This window comes from Mucilaginibacter sp., assembly GCF_028288205.1.
Classification (GTDB): Bacteria; Bacteroidota; Bacteroidia; order Sphingobacteriales; family Sphingobacteriaceae; genus Mucilaginibacter.
This window is the reverse complement of sequence record NZ_JAQBOD010000018.1, coordinates 109,092-127,765: the sequence shown is the minus strand read 5'-3', so window position 1 is coordinate 127,765 and position 18,674 is coordinate 109,092. Positions and strand designations below refer to the sequence as shown.

Sequence of the window (18,674 nt, the reverse complement as noted above, 5' to 3'; positions counted from 1 at the left end):
ATCACCGCGCTCTTGTTATCGCCTGCGGCAACCAGGTTGGCATCAGCTGCGCCAAGTGTTTTATTGGTTAACGACCACGTACCCGCTGCGTTGGCTACAAAGTTGCCTGCCGCATCACGCGTAATTGAATAGCCGGTTAAAGTATTGCCTGAAGTAAGGTTCTGTGCGGTAATAGTCGTGCCTGTTCCGTCTGCTGCGGTTTCTACGCGGATGACTGCTGCTGCGCCCGCGCTAAGTGTAATGGTATTTGAAGTAACTGAAGTTAGTCCTGAAGAAGTAAATTGCAGTGTGCGGTCGCCAATAGTGCCCGAAATATTAAGATCGGTAAAGGTTGCAACGCCGCTTGCATTGGTTTGAACCGTAACTGTTCCGCCAAGTGTTCCTCCGCCGGTAAGTATGGCAGCAGTAACATTTATACCTGCCTGGCTTATCGGGTTGCTGGAGCCATCCCGTAACTGGATGATCGGTTGCTGGGCAAAAGCGGCCCCGCTTTGAGCTGCGGCCGATGGCTGCGTGGTAATGGTAAGTTGAGTTGCCGCCAGTGAATTTACAGTAATGGTTATACCAAAAGATGTAGTTCCGGTACCGTTATGGGCGGTAACTGTATAAACGGCTAACGCCGCGCTGGTGGTAGGGGTGCCTGAAATAATACCCGTACCTGCATTGATACTTAAGCCGGTTGGCAGCGACGGGCTGACGGTATAGCTGGTTATTGTTCCGGTAACTGTTGGATTTATCGCTGTTATCGCATTATTTATCGTGTAAACATTTGGCGTTGTATAGGAAAGAGCAGATGGCGAGGCAGGCGTATTTGCTGAAACCGTTATACTGCCGGAAGTTGCCCCGGTTAAACCAGTTTTAGCAAAACCAAGCGTAAAGCTGCCCGTTCCGGTTATGGAAAGGCCGGTAAAAGTAACTACGCCATTAACAGCTGTTACGGTTGACTGGCCGTTCAATGTTCCGGTACCTGATGCCAGAGAAACCGTAACCTGGGTTGTATTATCGGTGGTGACGTTATTCCCGTATTGGTCCTGAATATAAATGGCCGGCTGCTGAGCCAGATAAACCTGGCTGAGTACAGTTGCTGATGGCTGGGTTTTTACAGCCAGTTTATTTGCAGGGCCGGGGCCTATAACAAAGCTGTTTGATGTGCCGATTGTAGTCGGGTCACCGGTACTTAAAGTGGTTAACGTATAGGTTCCGGCAGTGGTTAGGGTCATATTCCAACCGGTTAGCGCGCCAGCCGTAAAAGCGCCGGTAGGGCCACCGCCGCCTATCACGGTTGAAGCCGAAGAAATCACGTTTGTACCGGTATAGGTATTGAAGAGTGTATTACCAGGAGCAATGTTTCTGGCCGAAATTTGGATCGGAAAAGCAACACCGGCGGTTTGGGTGGCAATATTGCCCCCGCCATTGGCCTCAATAAGAAAGTGATCCACACCTGTCGCAGTCACAGTATTCGAGCTAGCACTTTCCAGCAATGTGGTAGTATTGGTATTGGTGGCATAGATAACTGCTCCTTTATAGATGTCAGTGGCGAGGACAGATAGTGACCATGCGCTTGCAGAGGTGACCGTACCGAGTATTTGGCCATCTACATAAACAGTTACCATACCAGCTCCACCCGTTCCTGAAATAGAAAGATCACCTGCCTGTATGGGGCCGGTTAATATTGGCGCTACAGGAGCTGATGCCGCGGCAAGAACGGTCACGGTATTGGAAGCATTGCTAATTGTTTTCCCTAACGCGGTCACTTTGGCGGTTAGGGCATCGGCCGCAGTTAAGGTAAGCCCGGTTACCGTCCAGTTTCCGAAACCGTTTACGGTTGTTGTTCCCAATACGGTAGAACCTGCTTTGTATAAGGTTATGGTTGAACCCGATTGCTCTACCGAAGTTCCTGATACCGTTTTACCTGTACCGGAATAATAGTTTCCGGTAATTATAGGCGCGGTTGATTGAACTGCCACTGCGGCAGTTACCGTTATGGCATTAGATGCAGCAGATAAATAGTTACTGCCAGTGCTTGCTATAGCGCGGGCTGTTACTATATCCCCGGCATTAAAACCGGTATAGCTTAAGGTAATACTGGAGCCGGTGGCTGTAGCAGTAGTGGTATTTGCTGCCACTTGTGTTCCGTTTACAAATAATAGTAAATATGAGGACGAAAAATTACTTTGAACGGTAACGTTTGTTGATCCTGTGGATGCAGTTATAGACGACGTTGTAATAGTAGGCGCGGGTGTATCTGTTCCACTACTTCCAGATATAGATGTAAGATCTGAATTCGAATAACCTGAACCTAATGAACAGTTAGCAAGAGTTGCAGTAGCATATATTGCACCCTGCTTAAATAAAGTTTGGCTGGTCTGAATACCTGAAATACTAAACACACCGCTGGTACCTGTAAATGTAACAAGAGAGGGTGTTGCGGGAGTTAGTCCCGTTGATCCAACGGGGCCTACCTCCGCGAATGTATTTGTATTCGCGATTTGCTGCCAGAACCGAATTCTTACAGTAGTACCGGTAGTGGTTACTCCGTCAGTCCAGGTACCCGATATAGTTTGTGAACCATTGCTGCCACCAGTAATTACCGGCGCAGGCGTATAACAAAGTGCCGGACCCGATACCGTCATTATATTAGAAGCCAACGATTCACTATTCACGCCGGCTGTTGCCGTGGCATAAATAAGGTCGCCCGCCGTGAGCGTTATTCCTGCAGGATAGGTCCAGATCCCCCCTGTGACCAGCGCAGTTCCGAACGATGTATAAGCCCCCGCTCCTACTTTTCGGTACAGGGTAATCGTTGTATTATTCGCTTCAAGGCTGGTGCCCGAGATTGAAGAGTAATTTGCAGCGATAGCGCTGGTAATAACCGGGGCGCTAGTAAGGGATGCTGTAAAAGTAGAACCCGAAGTCATTCCCGTCAGGGTTGTAGCCGGAAAAGTGGTAATAGCTGTGCTTAAAGCGGCTACCGTATTACCGCTATAGGTTTGGTCAGCTATACCGTTGATATCAGATACAGTTCCTGATGTTCCGGTTTTCGCGCTGGTAATTGTGGTCGCAGCAAATCGCATTGCGGTGGTAGCAGGGGTAGATGTAATAGCGGATATAGGTACATAAAAGTCGTAAAAGACGTTTGTATTACCACTAATAGTTGTAGCGGAAATGGAACGCTGGTGGTGGTCATCATAATTATAAGTTACGCTGGTGTTAGTAACAAGGTCGGTAACTACTACGCCAAAGTTGGTTTCCAGCGTTACCTCTTTTTCAAACCCCATATTTGTAGTCGTATAATTAGGGTCGGTGGGACCAAATTTCCCATTTAAATCAATCATCAGGCAATAGCCTTTGGATGCTGAAGAGTTTTTTCCAATCCGGAAACGAATGATCAGGTTGGTACCATCGTTCAATACATAAACAGAATTACTGCCGCCAACTAAATCGGTTTGCCCGCCGGCCCCTCCTGTACTCAAATCCGCCACAGGCTCGGTTGTTCCCTGGGGAATGGCAACCATTTTCAACTCACTCTGAGCGCCATAATCAATCCCGCCCTGGAAACCGCTGGCAGTAGCTGATGTGTAACCATCAAGATTAGGATCCAATATGACCCTACCGCCGTTCGTTGCCGGTTTATAAATTAGCCCGGGTGTTTGAGCTTTTACATTTAACGTTAATAATGACAGGGAAAAAATCAGAAAAAAGGTGACTGATAATAGCCGTTTTAAATGCCTTTGGTTAAAAAACAATTTGGCACTGCTGTAAAATTTTTTTCCGGACATAAAACTGGTTTAGGCAGAAAACGGAGTATCAAACTCCGCTTTCATTTTTAATTAATAATTTATAAAGACTTAATTATTATGAACTAATCGATGATTGTATTTGCTTTAGTTATCAAAAGGGATACCAGTTAAGCCATGTGCGTGATAAGCAATTATTTTAGAGGAAACAGGGAGATAGTGTGGAAGTTTATCCACGCACCGGGAATAGTTCCGGCAAATACTTGCCCTTTAGTTTGTGCCGGTTTTAAAATGGCAACAAATAATAGGCTTTGCATGCTGTAGTTGCAACAATGTTTTCGCACTGTAGTTGCAACTACACTTAAAACCACAAAAGGCCCGAAAATACTTTCCGAGCCTTTTGTGTAGTAAGATTTGACAACTTTTTAAAAGTTGTCAAATCTATAATTGTTGTGAGTTTCAAATATTATTCGCCGCCGCCACTATGGTCATGCACTTTTTCTTCGCGGAAAAGTTTGGCACTGAAGTAGTCGTTATTCATGCGGCTGATATTGGTAAGCGTAATTTCTTTAGGGCATTCTGCCTCGCAAGCGCCGGTATTGGTACAGCTACCAAAGCCTTCTTCGTCCATTTGGGCAACCATGCTTTGCACACGGCTCCAGCGCTCGGGCTGGCCTTGTGGTAGTAAAGCCATTTGCGATACCTTGGCCGATACAAACAGCATAGCCGAAGCATTTTTACATGCCGCCACACAAGCGCCGCAACCTATACAGGTGGCCGAGTTGAAGGCCTCGTCAGCAATAACTTTAGGGATCAGCAGTTCGTTAGCATCAGGCACGCCGCCGGTATTAACCGATACGTAACCGCCTGCCTGTTGTATACGATCAAAAGCAGAACGATCTACCGCCAGATCCTTTATAACCGGGAACGCTGCCGCGCGCCATGGCTCTATGGTAATGGTTTCGCCATCATGAAAGCTACGCATGTGCAGCTGGCAGGTAGTTATGGCACGTTTTGGTCCGTGCGGACGGCCATTAATATATAGCGAGCACATACCGCAAATACCTTCGCGGCAATCATGGTCAAAATGTATCGGCTCGTCATTCTTCAGGATCAGGCTTTCGTTCACCACATCCAGCATTTCCAAAAATGACATATCCGGCGAGATATTCTCGGCCTTGTAAGTCACCATTTTGCCGGTACTTTTTGCATCCTTTTGACGCCATACTTTAAGCGTCAGATTCATGTTTCCACTCATATGTTTAAGTTTTGAGTTGATTAGGTTGATTAAGTGAGTGGTTTTAACCATTTAACTCAATCAACTTATTCAACCATTCACTATTTATAACTTCTTTGTGTTAAATGCACAAATTCAAAATCCAATGTTTCTTTATTCAATACTTCCGGCTGATTATCGCCTTTGTATTCCCATGCACCAACGAAAGCAAAATTATCGTCATCTCTTAAAGCTTCACCCTCTTCGGTTTGCGATTCTAACCTGAAGTGACCGCCGCATGATTCTTTACGCATTTGGGCGTCGTCAACCATTAGTTCGCCAAGCTCCAGGAAATCGGCTACGCGGCCGGCTTTTTCAAGGGCCGCGTTTACTTCGTCGTTAGCGCCAACTACTTTGGCGTTCTTCCAGAAATCGGCTCGCAGGGCCTGTATCAATCCTTTAGCTTTGGTCAGGCCCTCTTCGGTACGTGCCATGCCGCAATACTCCCACATAATATGGCCAAGGTCGCGGTGATATTCGTTAACCGTTTTAGTACCGTTTAGCGCTAACAAGCTGTTAATACGATCAACCACATCCTGTTTTGTTTTAGCAAAGGCAGGGTGGCCGGCGTCAACCGGTTTTGGACCGATAGTAGCCAAATAATCGCCCAAAGTGTATGGGATAACAAAATAACCATCGGCTAATCCCTGCATCAGGGCCGAGGCGCCTAAGCGGTTTGCGCCGTGGTCGCTAAAGTTACACTCGCCCAAAGCATATAGGCCCGGTACGTTGGTACTTAAATTATAATCAACCCAAAGGCCGCCCATGGTATAATGCACGGCAGGGTAAATACGCATAGGTTGTTTGTAAGGGTCCTCGTCGGTAATTTGATAGTACATATCAAACAGGTTACCATATTTGGCAGCAACCGCTTCCTGGCCCAGGCGATTGATCGCGTCGGCAAAGTCAAGGAAAACTGCAAAGCCCGATCCGCCTACACCACGTCCATCATCAACCATTTCTTTAGCGTTACGCGATGCCACATCGCGCGGCACCAGGTTACCAAATGACGGGTATTTTCTTTCTAAAAAGTAATCGCGGTCATCCTCTTTTACCTGGGCGGCAGTGATTTCTTTTTTGCGGAGTTTCTCGGCTACTTCGACAGTTTTTGGCGCCCAAACACGCCCATCGTTACGTAACGATTCCGACATCAGCGTAAGCTTAGACTGATGATCGCCGGTAACTGGGATACAGGTTGGGTGTATTTGCGTATAGCAAGGATTGGCAAAGAAAGCACCTCGTTTATGCGCGCGCCATGCTGCCGTAACGTTTGATCCTATCGCGTTGGTAGATAAATAAAACACGTTGCCATAACCACCTGTACACAATAGTACAGCATGGCCGGTATGGGTATCAATCTGGCCGTTTGTTAAGTTACGGGTGATGATACCTTTTGCATGGCCGTCCACAGTTACTACGTCAAGCATTTCGGTACGGGTATACATTTTTACCTTACCCTTATGTATCTGGCGGTTTAATGCCGAGTATGCACCTAATAATAATTGTTGTCCTGTTTGCCCCCTTGCATAAAACGTACGCGATACCTGCGAGCCACCGAATGACCGGTTATCAAGCAAGCCGCCATACTCACGGGCAAATGGTACGCCTTGGGCTACACATTGGTCTATAATGTTTACAGATACTTCTGCCAGGCGGTAAACGTTTCCTTCGCGGGCACGGTAATCGCCACCCTTAATGGTATCGTAAAATAAACGGTATACGCTGTCGCCATCGTTCTGGTAATTTTTGGCAGCATTTATACCCCCCTGCGCAGCAATAGAGTGCGCGCGGCGCGGACTATCCTGAAAACAAAACGCTTTTACATTATAACCCAACTCGGCCAGCGATGCTGCTGCTGACGCGCCTGCTAAACCGGTACCTACAACTATTACATCGTATTTACGCTTATTAGCGGGGTTAACCAGCTTTAAGTTAAATTTATGCTTGCTCCATTTTTCGGCTAACGGGCCGGGTGGAATTTTAGCTTCTAAACTCATATTTTATGTTTTTAGTTGATTGGGTGATTTAGTGAGTGGTTTTATTATTTAAAACAACCTATTCAATTACTTAACTCAATCAACATATTCAACTCATCAACTATTTAAAAAAATAATAAACTATCGGCATTAAGGCAAACCCTAACGGTATAATTATCGCGAAGAACCATTTGCCAATAAATTTCACTATAGGGGTATATTTCCTATGTGTCCACCCCAGGGTTTGGAAAGCGCTCTGGAAACCATGCAGCAAATGGAACGATAATGCGCCCATTGCAATTACATAAACAATAACATACCATAACTGGCTAAAGCTGCTTGCCACTTTAGTATGCAGATCTTTAACACGAACAATCTCTACATCATTTTCTGTTGTTGATGAATGCTCGAAAGTTGGATCGGCAGGTTTAAAGTCATTCACGATACGCTCATTGGTTAGCACGTTGGTGCGGTACTCTTTAAAACCTACAGTATCGGTAAATTTGTATTTGTACCAGAAATCGCCCATATGTATCACCAGGAACAGGAACAGGATAGAACCTAACAGCCCCATGTTTTTTGACGACCATGATGCCGGCGATTTGGTTTGTGCCGCGTAAGCTACCGGGCGCGATTTGCGATTATTGATTGTCAATATCAACGCATAAAGCGCGTGTACCAATATAGCCAGGTACAGCAGGTAGGCAACTACCTCGATAGGAGGGAAGTGTGTTAAAAAGTTAGCATACACATTAAACCCATAACCCTGGTCATTTTTAAACAGGAACAGGTTGCCGCCCAGGTGCACTATAATAAAAGTGCACAAAAACAAGCCTGTTAAAGCCATAATTAGCTTTTTGCCCAGCGATGAGTTAAAGGTTTGTTTAATTTCGCTCATTATTTTATTGTAAATGAATATTTACGCAAAAGTATTTATTAAATACCAAAAGATATAAATGCTTTTTATGAATTAGCGGGCAAACAGTTATTTAGAAACAATCTAAAAACAGGGTCATTTTTAGTCAAAAATATTGTTAATATTTGTTAATATTTTACCGAATGCCAACCGCTATATTATCTTCGAACCCATTAATTACACCTTATTTTATGAAGTGTTTCTTTGCATTAAGCCTGGCTATACTGGCTGCAGGCTGTACCCAAAAACCAACTATTGAATTTACCGGAATAACACCGGGCATTAATGATGGCGAGTTTATAATTAAGAATATAAGCGATTCGACAATTTGTAAAACAGCTATTAAATCCGGAACATTTACCGTAAGCAGTGAATATAACAACGGCACGTATGGTTATATGTCGGTAAATAATGATAAACTGGGCATGCTGGCGTTTGATGTTTACCTGCAGCCTGGAAAGTATACTGTTACGTTTGACCGTGATAAACCCTATAAGTACCCTGATATTCAATCCACCGTAAAAAAACAAAACGAGTTAACGGCTTATTATCATTTATTTGATAAGACAAAAGATGAGCTAAGTAAAAAAGCAGCCGATTTAAATGCGCAGTTAAAAGACCCTAAAAGCCAAATGTTACCCGCCGATGCTTATAACAACTTGGTTAACAAATACAAGGAAGCAGAGCAGCAGCAGCTAAAATTAGCAACAATTGTGCTTTCGGCATTTGTAGATAAGTATCCTGATAATAGTATTACACCCCGTATTATTGTATTAAATAACGCCTATATGAGCAATCCGGATAGTTACTATAGGATTTTTCAAAAATTAAGTTCGGCTGCTAAAGAGAGCCCCGAAGGAAAGGCGGCAAAGGGTTTATTGGAAAGGGCAAATAACTTAACAAACAAGTAAATTTTTTAGCCTGTTTAAACTGATTTATTTTTTGCGGATAGCCGCAGTAGTATTACATTAGTAGCAACTAATTATCTATACCAAATGAAATACGTCAGCTTAATTTTACTGGTTTTATTATTTGCAGGATGTGACCGTTCGCAAGGCGATATTACAATTACCGGCACCGCGACCGGAGCCAATTTTGGTCATGTTATGATAAGGGACCAAGCCAACAATAATGTTTACAGTACAGATATTTCGGCAGGAAAATTTAATATCAGCAAGAGCTTTTTGCAATATTCAGGCTATTATAAGCTGGTTTATTCATTAGGGTCGGCCACAACACGCAGGGTTGATATCTATTTACAGCCCGGCGAATACAGCATTAACATCGACCCTAAAAATATAAATAACTACCCGTTAATTACCTCGTTATCAAAAAAGCAAACCGAGCTATCGGCCTATAATGCTTTAGCCGATTCAATTAATAATGAGGGGCGGAAAAAGGTTATTGCCATACATAGTCAAATTAAAGGGCTTGAAAACCAGGCGGTAACTTTAGATGAGCATGCCGCCATGACTGCTAAACTCCATGCGGATGAGCAAAAGGCAAACCGGGTTGATGAACTAACCATTTTAAATGCTTTTATAAATAAATATCCTGAAAATGAGATAGCTCCGCACATTATGCTGCAAATGGATTATCAAAACAACCCGGCTGAGTTTTATACTATTTTTCAGAAACTAAGTTCGGCCGCCAAAAGCAGTGGTGATGGCAAAGAACTGGAAAGTAAGTTAAAGCCGCTGGCTAATGTATCCGCAGGGGCATCAGCGCCAACTATTGCCGGCACAACTCCTGATGGAAAAACGCTTGATATTAAAGCCATGAACAAAAAGATCATACTGCTTGATTTTTGGCGCTCAACAAATGGCACCAGCCGTGATAATCATCAGTATATGATAACCGGTTTATTATCCAAATTTGGCGATAAAGGTTTTGGAATTGTCAGCATATCATTTGATACAGAAAAAAACAGGTGGACCACCGCTATAACTGCCGATAAGATGACCTGGCCCCAAATATCAGATCTTAAAGGAGATGATTCGCCAAATGCAGATAGCTGGGGTATAAAAAGCATCCCGGCCTATTGCCTGCTGGATGGTCAGGGGCATATAATTGAGCATGTAAAAGATTTTAATGACGTGGCAGGAAGCGTAGCCAATTACCTTAAAACTCATTAATCAATAGCGATCACTTTATCCCACAGCACGGCAAATATGCGGTCGGTTTCGCGGCTGCGGATAGCTACACGGCCGGTAAACCTGCCAAACGAGGGTAATATAGCCTGCTTATCGCCAAAGGCAAAACAAGGCAGGGTTAAGCTCTGGCGGCCCCTGCCCGTTAAATTTACACCCGGGTGTATGTGGCCGCAAAAAACATAGCTGTCCGCCAACGCCAATTTAGGTTCGGGTACCGGATGATGCAGCATCAGGAATGGCCCCGTTAAAAGTTCATCATGTAACGTTACGTTCAGTTCAGTGTAATGACTGTCATGTACAATGTCATGGTTACCACGTATCAGATCAATTGCCAGTTTAGGAAATTGCTGCCGCCATAGCGCGAACCAGTCCCAATCGGCATTCATATCACTATGAAACAGATCGCCCAGGAACAATATTTTTTGAGGCCGGTATTCATCTATCAGGTCAGACAGTACGGCCAGGTCGCCCTGTTCCATATCGCGCGGCACAGCTATTCCCGCTTTGCGGAAATGCCCCACCTTGCCTAAATGCACATCGGCTGCAATTAATGTTTTTTCCTGCTGCCAGTAAATGGCCCGCTGCGGTAATAAAAGAAGGTCCTGGTTCAGTAATTTAAACGGAATACCCGCACTTATCGTCATAGCGTGCAAAAGTAGTAAAAGTAGGTTCTATTATAAGAAACTAATGCGCGCACTAAAACACAACCGCTCAGACTCACCCCGCGGCATTTCTTACACGGCCTCTCTTCGCCACTGAGCGGAAAGAGGGTAATTAAGTAGATTTGTCAACTTTTAAAAAGTTGACAAATCTTTTTGAGTTAGCAGAGGACAACCCTCTTTTCAGCTTGCCGAAGGAGGTGATCTAGCAAAGCGATGATCGGGTGAGTAATCGCCGCCATACAGAAAGAAAAAGTTTAATCCACAAAAAAGGGCCGAAAAACTCTCGCAGTGTTTCGGCCCTACATCTACCTATGAAAAACAGCCCTTTTAGAAGGGCATTAATTACTTGTATACAGGCAAAATAAATGCCAGTTGTAATATGCATGTTACATAAACCCCCAAAAGCAAGACCGTTAGTATTCAGCTATTTTGGGGTCGGAAAATCTTTTCTCCAATTAGGGTAAATTTTACACAAAATATCCCACAGGTATTTTAACTAAATACTTGTTATTAATAGTAACTCAAGAATTTAACCGATTATCAATAAATAAAACCTGAAACTATCCGCCATTAGCATTGTTAAAAAAATATGGAGTACAATGTATATCTATTAGCGACCGATCCTAATAACCCTTGCAGAGATATAATTCATTCGAGAGATACCGAATTGAAAATAAGAGTGTATTGTCTTGATGAGGATAAATTTATAGCTAATAGTAACGAAATACAGCTTTTTGGCTATGCCAATAACAGACTTTATGCATTTGAGACAATAGACATTTCGGCCGAAGATGCTTTAGATGTGGTTGGTGCCATACAATGGTATGCCGAGTATATTGAATTCCCGGAAATGGAAATTTTGCCCGAGGACCCACGACCGAACCAGAGTTTGGCGATGCAATAAAAAACTTGAGGCCGTGCGATTCCTGTCCTATACCCATGACATGTTTATTAAAACCCGGCTCAGGATGACAACGCTCTTATATCATTTCCCCTGCAGAATTTTCCTAATTTTACCACTCGAAATAACATTTTGTTTAAAAAGGATATGTCCACATAGTAGCCCTGCTTGGGGAGAAGGTTTAATAAAATCTTACTATTAATAATCAATCTTTTTAAGGTACTCCATATTTATCTTCATACTATCTAAAGCCGATACAGGATATTCTTCCTGCTCGATAAAGAAGTATTTCATGCCGGCATCTTTGCTGTGTTTTAGTATGCCCACAATATCAAGGGTGCCATTACCAAATTCTGTACTGCGCTTTCCTTTCATATCCTTTAAGTGCCATAGCGGGAAACGTGCTCCGTATGTTTTAAAGTATTCAAACGGGTCCTTTCCGGCGGCTAATACCCAGCCAAGGTCCATTTCCATATGTACCAGTTTAGGGTCTGTGTTTTTAAGCATTACATCATACAAAACATCACCGGTATCTTTATCCGTCTGAAATTCGGCATTATGATTATGGAAGCCAAATTTAATACCTGCTGCCTTACATTCTTCGCCGGCTTTATTAAACCTTTCGGCTATTTTTTGATAGTTAGCCGTGGTTTGTCCCTGGTAAGGCAGTGTAGAGGCAATAAGATATTCCTGCCCGGATAATGCCGCCTGCTCAATGGTGCTTTGCCATTTGCCGTCAATACTGCAGTGTCCGCTGCGCAGCGTCATACCCAGATCTTTACAGGTCTGTTTCATTTCTTCGGGTTTCAAACCATAAAACAACCCTAAATTACTTGATGCAGATTCAACTTGCTTAATGCCAAGGTCGGCTATTATTTTTAAGGTCCCTTTAGGGTCGGTCATCATTTCCTTGCGGAAGGTGTACAACTGTATGCCCGGATCTTTAATTTTTTTTGGTGCAAATTTAAAGGAAGGTAACAGTACTGATCCAACAGCCAGTGCCCCCATGTTTTTTAAAAAATCGCGTTTGTTCATTTAGTTGTTTTTAATGATTTGAATATTATATCATTCGTTAAATTTAATTCCGCCAAAGCCTTATAAAGGGTAAGTTTTTAGGCATTAACGTAATTGATAATAATTGGTTTATAACAGGTTACTAAATCAATATTAATGCTTTTTACCCGATTTAAGAATATTAGGCCCAATTTTTTAGAATGGTCACAATAACATTACATAGGTTATAGGTATGGCTATTGGGGGGCATATAATTGCTGTATTGAGATCAACAATATCTGGATAAAGAATGTTTCTGCCTGGTTAAACTTTGTTTCAAAAAAAGAGGGGACTTATTTAAGCCCCCTCTTTTAGCTGTTTTTTTAAATGTTGCTGTGTCTATAAGTTCAATATAATTTATCAGGTTCACACAGCACCTATTTTTTTCAGGAGCTTTCTGTTCTCACGTTTATGTATTAATTGATGCACTAATGCATAAATAACCGGCAATATCAATAATGTAAGTATGGTGGATGTGATTAACCCGCCTATAACTACAACGGCAAGCGGCTTTTGTGTTTCGCTGCCTATACCTGTTGATATTGCTGCCGGCATTAAACCTATTGCAGCCATTAAAGCCGTCATTACCACGGGGCGCACACGGGATATCACACCTTCAAGTATTGCTGTATCTAATGGCATGCGTTCTGCCAGGTTTTTACGGAACACCGATATTAAGATAACCCCATTTTGAATACATACGCCAAATAGCGCGATAAAGCCAATGCCTGCTGATATGCTAAAGTTAATGCCGGTAATATGCAATGCCAATATGCCCCCGATTAATGCAAATGGCACATTCATAATAACTAATGAGGCGTCTTTAACATTGCCAAAGGTGATGAATAGTATTAAAAAGATGACCAGCAAACAAATAGGTACCACGTGCGCCAGGGTGTTTGATGCACGCGTTTGGTTTTCAAATTCACCTACCCATTGTGTCGAATATCCGTGGTCGAGCTTTACCAGGCGGTTCACTTTTTGTTGTGCCTCGGCAATGGTACTGCCCAGATCACGGCCCCTGTTTGAAAACTTTACCGCGATATGCCGCATGTTATTATCCCGGTAAATAAAAGCCGGGCCGGTAAGTACTTTAATGGTGGCTATTTCCTTTATTGCTATTTTTGATCCGTTTAGTGTTGGAACCATCAGGTTCTCAATTTTATCCTGTGTATCACGAAATTGTTTTTGATAGCGCACCCTGATGTCAAACCTGCGCTCACCCTCATAAAGCTCTGTTGCCGCCTTGCCGCCAATGGCCATTTCAATTACAGAATTTGCATCAGCAGTAGCAACACCATATAACGCCATTTTACGCTGATCCAGTTCTATCCTAAACTCCGGCTGACCCAAATTACGCAATACACCCAAATCATCAATACCTTTTACAGTTTTTAAGACCTTCATTATTTCATCAGCTTTTTCATCAAGCACCTTAAAATCGGTACCAAATATATTTACGGCAAGCGCGGCATTAACACCGGCAACGGCTTCTTCCACATTATCACGTATAGGCTGCGAATAGTTAAATACAGTACCCGGAATTTTTTTTAGTTGCGTATCCATCTGGTCTATCAGATCATCCTCTGAAACGCCTTTTGGCCATTCCTTTTTATTTTTTAGGTCAACCTGTATCTGTACATCAAAAAACCCTTTTGGGTCTGTACCATCATTGGTACGCCCCACCTGCGCCAATGTTTGTTTTACCTCGGGAAACCTGGCCAGCATTTGCATCATTTTTTGGTTAATGCTTTCGGCCTCGGGCAATGATACGCTCATTGGCAATTCTGCCTCTACCCATAATGCACCCTCGTTCAGGTCGGGTAAAAACTCCGTTCCCAGGAATTTTGCTGAAAAGAAAGTTAAAGCCATAAAAATAACAGCTACGAGAATACTTTTTTTAGGGTGCTTATAGGTGTAGCCAAACATCCGCCGTATGCCGTTCTCAAAAAACAACACTACAACATTATGTTTTTCGCGAACGTTTTTATTTAACAGGATGCTTGATAAAGCGGGCACCAGCGTTAATGTAAATATTAATGCGCCCAACAAAGCAAAACCTAAAGTATAAGCCAAAGGCGAAAACATTTTACCCTCTACCTTTTGAAATGCGAAAATTGGAATAAGGCAGGTAATAATAATGAGTTTTGAAAAGAAGATGGCCTTTCCCATTTCGGCGCCGACATTTTTAAACAGCCCCAGCTTAGCCAGCCCGTTAAACTTTTGCATGCCAACTTCTTTGGCTTTGTGATCAAGCGCTACAAAAATGCCCTCAACCATTACTACCGCGCCATCTATAATAATACCAAAATCAACCGCGCCCATTGATAGCAGGTTGGCGCTCATGCCCTTTATACGCATACATATAAAGGCGAATAATAAAGATAAAGGTATAATGATGGCTACTATGAGCGTAGTGCGCCAATCTGCCATAAACAAAAACACAATTACAGTTACCAATACAATACCTTCCAGTAAATTATGTATCACTGTTTCGGTACAATAATCCATCAGGTTGGTACGGTCGTAAAAGGTATCAATCTTTACATCTTTTGGCAATACATTATCATTAAGATCCTGCACTTTGGCACGTACGCGGTTAAGCACCTCTGCCGGGTTCTCGCCTTTTCGCATTACAATAATGCCTTCTATTACATCTTTTTGTTTATCCCGGCTCACTTGCCCAAGGCGTGGCAGCCCCGCTTCTTTTATTTCAGCAACATCCTTAGTAAGTATAGGCACATTATTAACATTTTTAATGATGATGTTTTGCATCTCTTCAATATTGTTAATAAGCCCTATGCCCCTTACCACATAAGCCTGGTCGTTTTTCTCTATCACATCGCCCCCAACGTTAATATTACTGCGGTTAATTGCCGTAAAAACATCTAACGAGGTTAATCCATACTTTTGCAGCAACGCAGGGTTAACACTTACCTCATAAGCCTTTTCTTCGCCCCCAAAGCTGTTTACATCTGCAACACCCGGAACTGATTTAAACTGGCGGTCAAGCACCCAATCCTGTATGGCGGTAAGTTCATGGAGTGATTTGGTTTTACTTTTTAGCGTATACCGGTAAATTTCGCCTGTTGGGCCGTAGGGTGGTTCAATTTCGGGTTTTACACCGTCGGGCAAGTCGGCGTTAGCCAGCCTGCTTAGTACCTGCTGGCGGGCAAAAGCATCGTCAACGTCATCATCAAAAATAATACGGGTATAGGATAAGCCAAAAGCCGATGTTGTGCGCAGATTTGATTTTTTTTGTACCGAATTCATCACCGTTTCAATGGGGATGGTTATTAATTTTTCTACTTCCTCCGCACTTCGCCCCGGCCACTGGGCTATAATAATGATCTGCGTATTGGTTACGTCCGGGAAAGTTTCAATAGGGGTATTACTATAGCTCCATATGCCTATTACTACCAATATGGCAGTCATAAAAAACACAAAATAGCGGTGTTTTAGTGAAAAATAAATTATGTTTTTAATGAATTTATTCATTGTAATGGCTTGAATGTAAATAGTTAAGTGCAGTGATAGTAGCTTAATTGCCGCTTAGGGCCTCATACAGTAGCAATTGGTTTTTTGATATAACCCTTTCGCCGGGTTTTAAGCCCGATGCTATGTAGGCTATATCATTAACAATTTTAATAACACCAACTTCGCGTACCTGTAGGTTGCACTTGCCATTGTATATCACTATATAATTCTTACTGCTATCAAAAACAATAGCCTTTGCCGGAACAGAAACCGCCTGCTCATTTTCATTATTAGTGACAACTACGTTGGTAAACATTGCCGGTTTCAGCAACATGTCCGGATTGGGTAATGCTATCTTTATCTTCATTACTTTATTATCAGGGTCTAATACCGAACTTATTTCGTTAACCTTGCCCGTAAATACTTTGCCGGGATAGGCTACGGTAGTTATTTTAGCAGTATAGCCTGTTTTAATCTTGCTGATGTCTGATTCAAAAACATTGGCCCATATCCATACATCTTTCATATTGGATATGGTGAACATACTGCCGCTATTATCCTGGCGGATAAAACTGCCGGATGTTATATTTTTCTCAACAATGTATCCACTTTGCGGTGCTTTTATAACCAGCGTTCCATTCTCGCTGGTATTGCCCCCGCCGTTTATAGTAAGCTGCTGCTTTATTTTACGGTTTGCCGCTATTGCCTTATTATAATTTTCTTGAGCTTCCGTATATTCACGTTCGCTCGAGATACCATTTTTATATAATGATTCGGCCTGGCTTAATTGCCGTTTTGCTACCGCTACATCAGACTGGGTAGAAGACAGGTCGGTATAATTACCGGCTACATCGGCACTGCGCATTATGGCAAGGGTTTGCCCTTTTGTTACTTTATCGCCCAGGGATACTTTTACAGCTATAACCTGCCCGCTTGAAAAAGGAAAGACTTTTACCACGTTGTTATCATCGTTTGAAACTTCGCCCGAAAGGCTAAGCTCATCCTTCATGGTGCTGGTTTTCGCGGTATCTATGGTAATCATTTTTTGCAAAGAATCACTTACGCATACCTGCTTACTCTCGGGCGCATCTGTTTTTTTTTGGCTGCATGCGGCTAAAAGCATCAACCCGGAGAGACCAATCAAAAACGTTTCTCTTTTCATTATCATGTACATTATCAATAGTTAGTTAAGGCTTTATTATGGTTGTCCCGGTGGCGAAGTTTAAATCAGCAATTGCTTTTTGCAGGTTGTATTGCTGTTGTAATATTTTAAGCTTGGTGTCTTTATAAGTGTCAAAAAAATCAATAAATTCAATTAAGCCTATCTGCCTTTCCTTAAAGCTTTTAAGCATATTGTTAAACAATTTATCATACTGCTCATTAAACTCGGCTTGCTGGGTTGAAAACAACTCCTGTGTTAGCTGGTATTGTTTTGCGGCTGATACAACTTCATTTTTAAGCCTCAGCTCATTATCTTTTAATGTACTTTCCTGGCTCTTTATGTTATATGTTGCAGATTTGATATTCCCCTGGTTTCGGTTAAAAAAAGGAAGAGGCAACCCTATTTGCAAACCGTAATAATTAGGAGCGTAACTGCTGTTTTTATCATAAGATACGCCTAAGGTTATATCCGGAACAGCCAGCGCTTTTTGATAAGCCAAATCGTGTGTTGCCGCGTTAAGCTGGTATTGATTAGATAAATAATCGGCACGGTTAGCTTTAGCCTGCTCGATCAGGGCCGGAATATCCAGCCCGATCGATTGGCTTGCTTGATTATTTATAACAGGGGTAATATACGTTGTTTCCTTAGCGCCTAACAGCGTCTTAAGTTCGGTTTGCAGGTCGTTAATTTGCCGGCTATTGTCTATCCTATCATTTTGCAGGCCAAATAACAGCGCTTTTAGCCTTATCAGGTCCTTCATAGAAGTATTGCCTGCATCAAACGATTTTTGGATGCCGTTAACAAGGTTAGCAGCCGAGCTTATTTCCATCTGGTATACCTTAGCCTGATCCATCAGATTAGCCAGCTGGCTAAAATCTAACTGCAGGTTATAGTGCAGGTTACGCATCAGGTCATTAAAAGCAGCTTGCTGCACCTGTGCATTATCCTTTGCTACCTGTACCTGTTTGCCCCGTTTGCCGGCAGTTGTAAATACCTGGCTAAGCTGCACAAACACCTGCCCCTGGCCCAGATTGCTGTTATGGTAAAAAAACTTTTTGCTGCTGCCATCGTGAATATTCTGGTCGGTGCTTAGTACCGGGTTATCCCATAGCTTTGCCTGGGCTATTAAAGCTTTTGATGCTTCTATATTATATTTTTGAGCAAGTAAACTTAGGTTGTTAGCTAAAAATTGTTTTTCGGCATCCTGAAAATTTAAAGAAAGGGTATCAGTCTGGGCCTGTGCTTTAAAAGCTGTTATATGAAAAAATAGGGGTAAAATAAAAAGACCAAGTTTAAAACGCATAGTTAATTTTAAAGGGACAAAATTAAACTATGCTTAAAGCGCTAAATTAGAATGGTAT

General features: G+C 42.6%; 12 protein-coding genes. 3 read left to right on the top strand and 9 right to left on the bottom strand.

What is annotated here, in order from left to right:
- The 4 genes from JWR23_RS04665 to JWR23_RS04650 form a co-directional block, all read right to left on the bottom strand.
- Positions 1-3,779, bottom strand: a 3,779-nt coding sequence (locus JWR23_RS04665; RefSeq protein ID WP_299513552.1) for a hypothetical protein, incomplete at its 3' end; no start/stop codon positions are given.
- A gap of 424 nt (positions 3,780-4,203) precedes the next feature.
- Complete coding sequence (locus JWR23_RS04660; protein ID WP_299513550.1) at positions 4,204-4,995, bottom strand: succinate dehydrogenase/fumarate reductase iron-sulfur subunit; 792 nt, start codon at positions 4,993-4,995, stop codon at positions 4,204-4,206.
- Positions 4,996-5,075: 80 nt separating this feature from the next.
- Positions 5,076-7,010, bottom strand: coding sequence for a fumarate reductase/succinate dehydrogenase flavoprotein subunit (locus JWR23_RS04655; protein WP_299513548.1), 1,935 nt, complete (start codon positions 7,008-7,010; stop codon positions 5,076-5,078).
- Positions 7,011-7,110: 100 nt separating this feature from the next.
- Positions 7,111-7,887, bottom strand: a complete 777-nt coding sequence (locus JWR23_RS04650) for a succinate dehydrogenase cytochrome b subunit (protein WP_299513546.1) — start codon at positions 7,885-7,887, stop codon at positions 7,111-7,113.
- A 209-nt stretch (positions 7,888-8,096) separates the two neighbouring features.
- Here JWR23_RS04650 and JWR23_RS04645 point away from each other — a divergent pair, with 209 nt between their 5' ends.
- Entirely contained in the window at positions 8,097-8,816 is a 720-nt protein-coding gene (locus tag JWR23_RS04645) for a hypothetical protein (RefSeq protein ID WP_299513544.1), read from the top strand.
- 84 nt (positions 8,817-8,900) lie between these two features.
- Positions 8,901-10,040 carry a TlpA disulfide reductase family protein gene (locus tag JWR23_RS04640; protein ID WP_299513542.1) on the top strand — a complete coding sequence of 380 codons (1,140 nt, stop codon included), beginning with the start codon at positions 8,901-8,903 and terminating at the stop codon, positions 10,038-10,040.
- On the opposite strand, the gene pdeM is transcribed toward JWR23_RS04640, so the two are convergent.
- Positions 10,037-10,702, bottom strand: coding sequence for a ligase-associated DNA damage response endonuclease PdeM (gene pdeM, locus JWR23_RS04635; RefSeq protein ID WP_299513539.1), 666 nt, complete (start codon positions 10,700-10,702; stop codon positions 10,037-10,039). The genes JWR23_RS04640 and pdeM overlap by 4 nt on opposite strands.
- A 607-nt stretch (positions 10,703-11,309) precedes the next feature.
- Between pdeM and JWR23_RS04630 the strand changes: the two genes are divergently transcribed.
- Positions 11,310-11,624 (top strand): hypothetical protein, encoded by a 315-nt coding sequence (locus JWR23_RS04630; protein ID WP_299513537.1) that lies wholly within the window; start codon positions 11,310-11,312, stop codon positions 11,622-11,624.
- A gap of 195 nt (positions 11,625-11,819) precedes the next feature.
- Here JWR23_RS04630 and JWR23_RS04625 read toward each other — a convergent pair whose 3' ends face one another.
- From JWR23_RS04625 to JWR23_RS04610, 4 genes are all read right to left on the bottom strand, one after another.
- On the bottom strand, positions 11,820-12,656 hold the full coding sequence (locus JWR23_RS04625) for a sugar phosphate isomerase/epimerase (protein ID WP_299513534.1): 837 nt from the start codon (positions 12,654-12,656) through the stop codon (positions 11,820-11,822).
- A gap of 384 nt (positions 12,657-13,040) precedes the next feature.
- Positions 13,041-16,172, bottom strand: coding sequence for a CusA/CzcA family heavy metal efflux RND transporter (locus JWR23_RS04620; protein ID WP_299513532.1), 3,132 nt, complete (start codon positions 16,170-16,172; stop codon positions 13,041-13,043).
- A gap of 43 nt (positions 16,173-16,215) precedes the next feature.
- Positions 16,216-17,313: an efflux RND transporter periplasmic adaptor subunit gene (locus JWR23_RS04615; RefSeq protein WP_299513529.1), complete on the bottom strand. Its 1,098-nt coding sequence runs from the start codon at positions 17,311-17,313 to the stop codon at positions 16,216-16,218.
- A gap of 25 nt (positions 17,314-17,338) precedes the next feature.
- Positions 17,339-18,616: a TolC family protein gene (locus tag JWR23_RS04610; RefSeq protein WP_299513527.1), complete on the bottom strand. Its 1,278-nt coding sequence runs from the start codon at positions 18,614-18,616 to the stop codon at positions 17,339-17,341.
- Positions 18,617-18,674 lie beyond the last annotated feature (58 nt).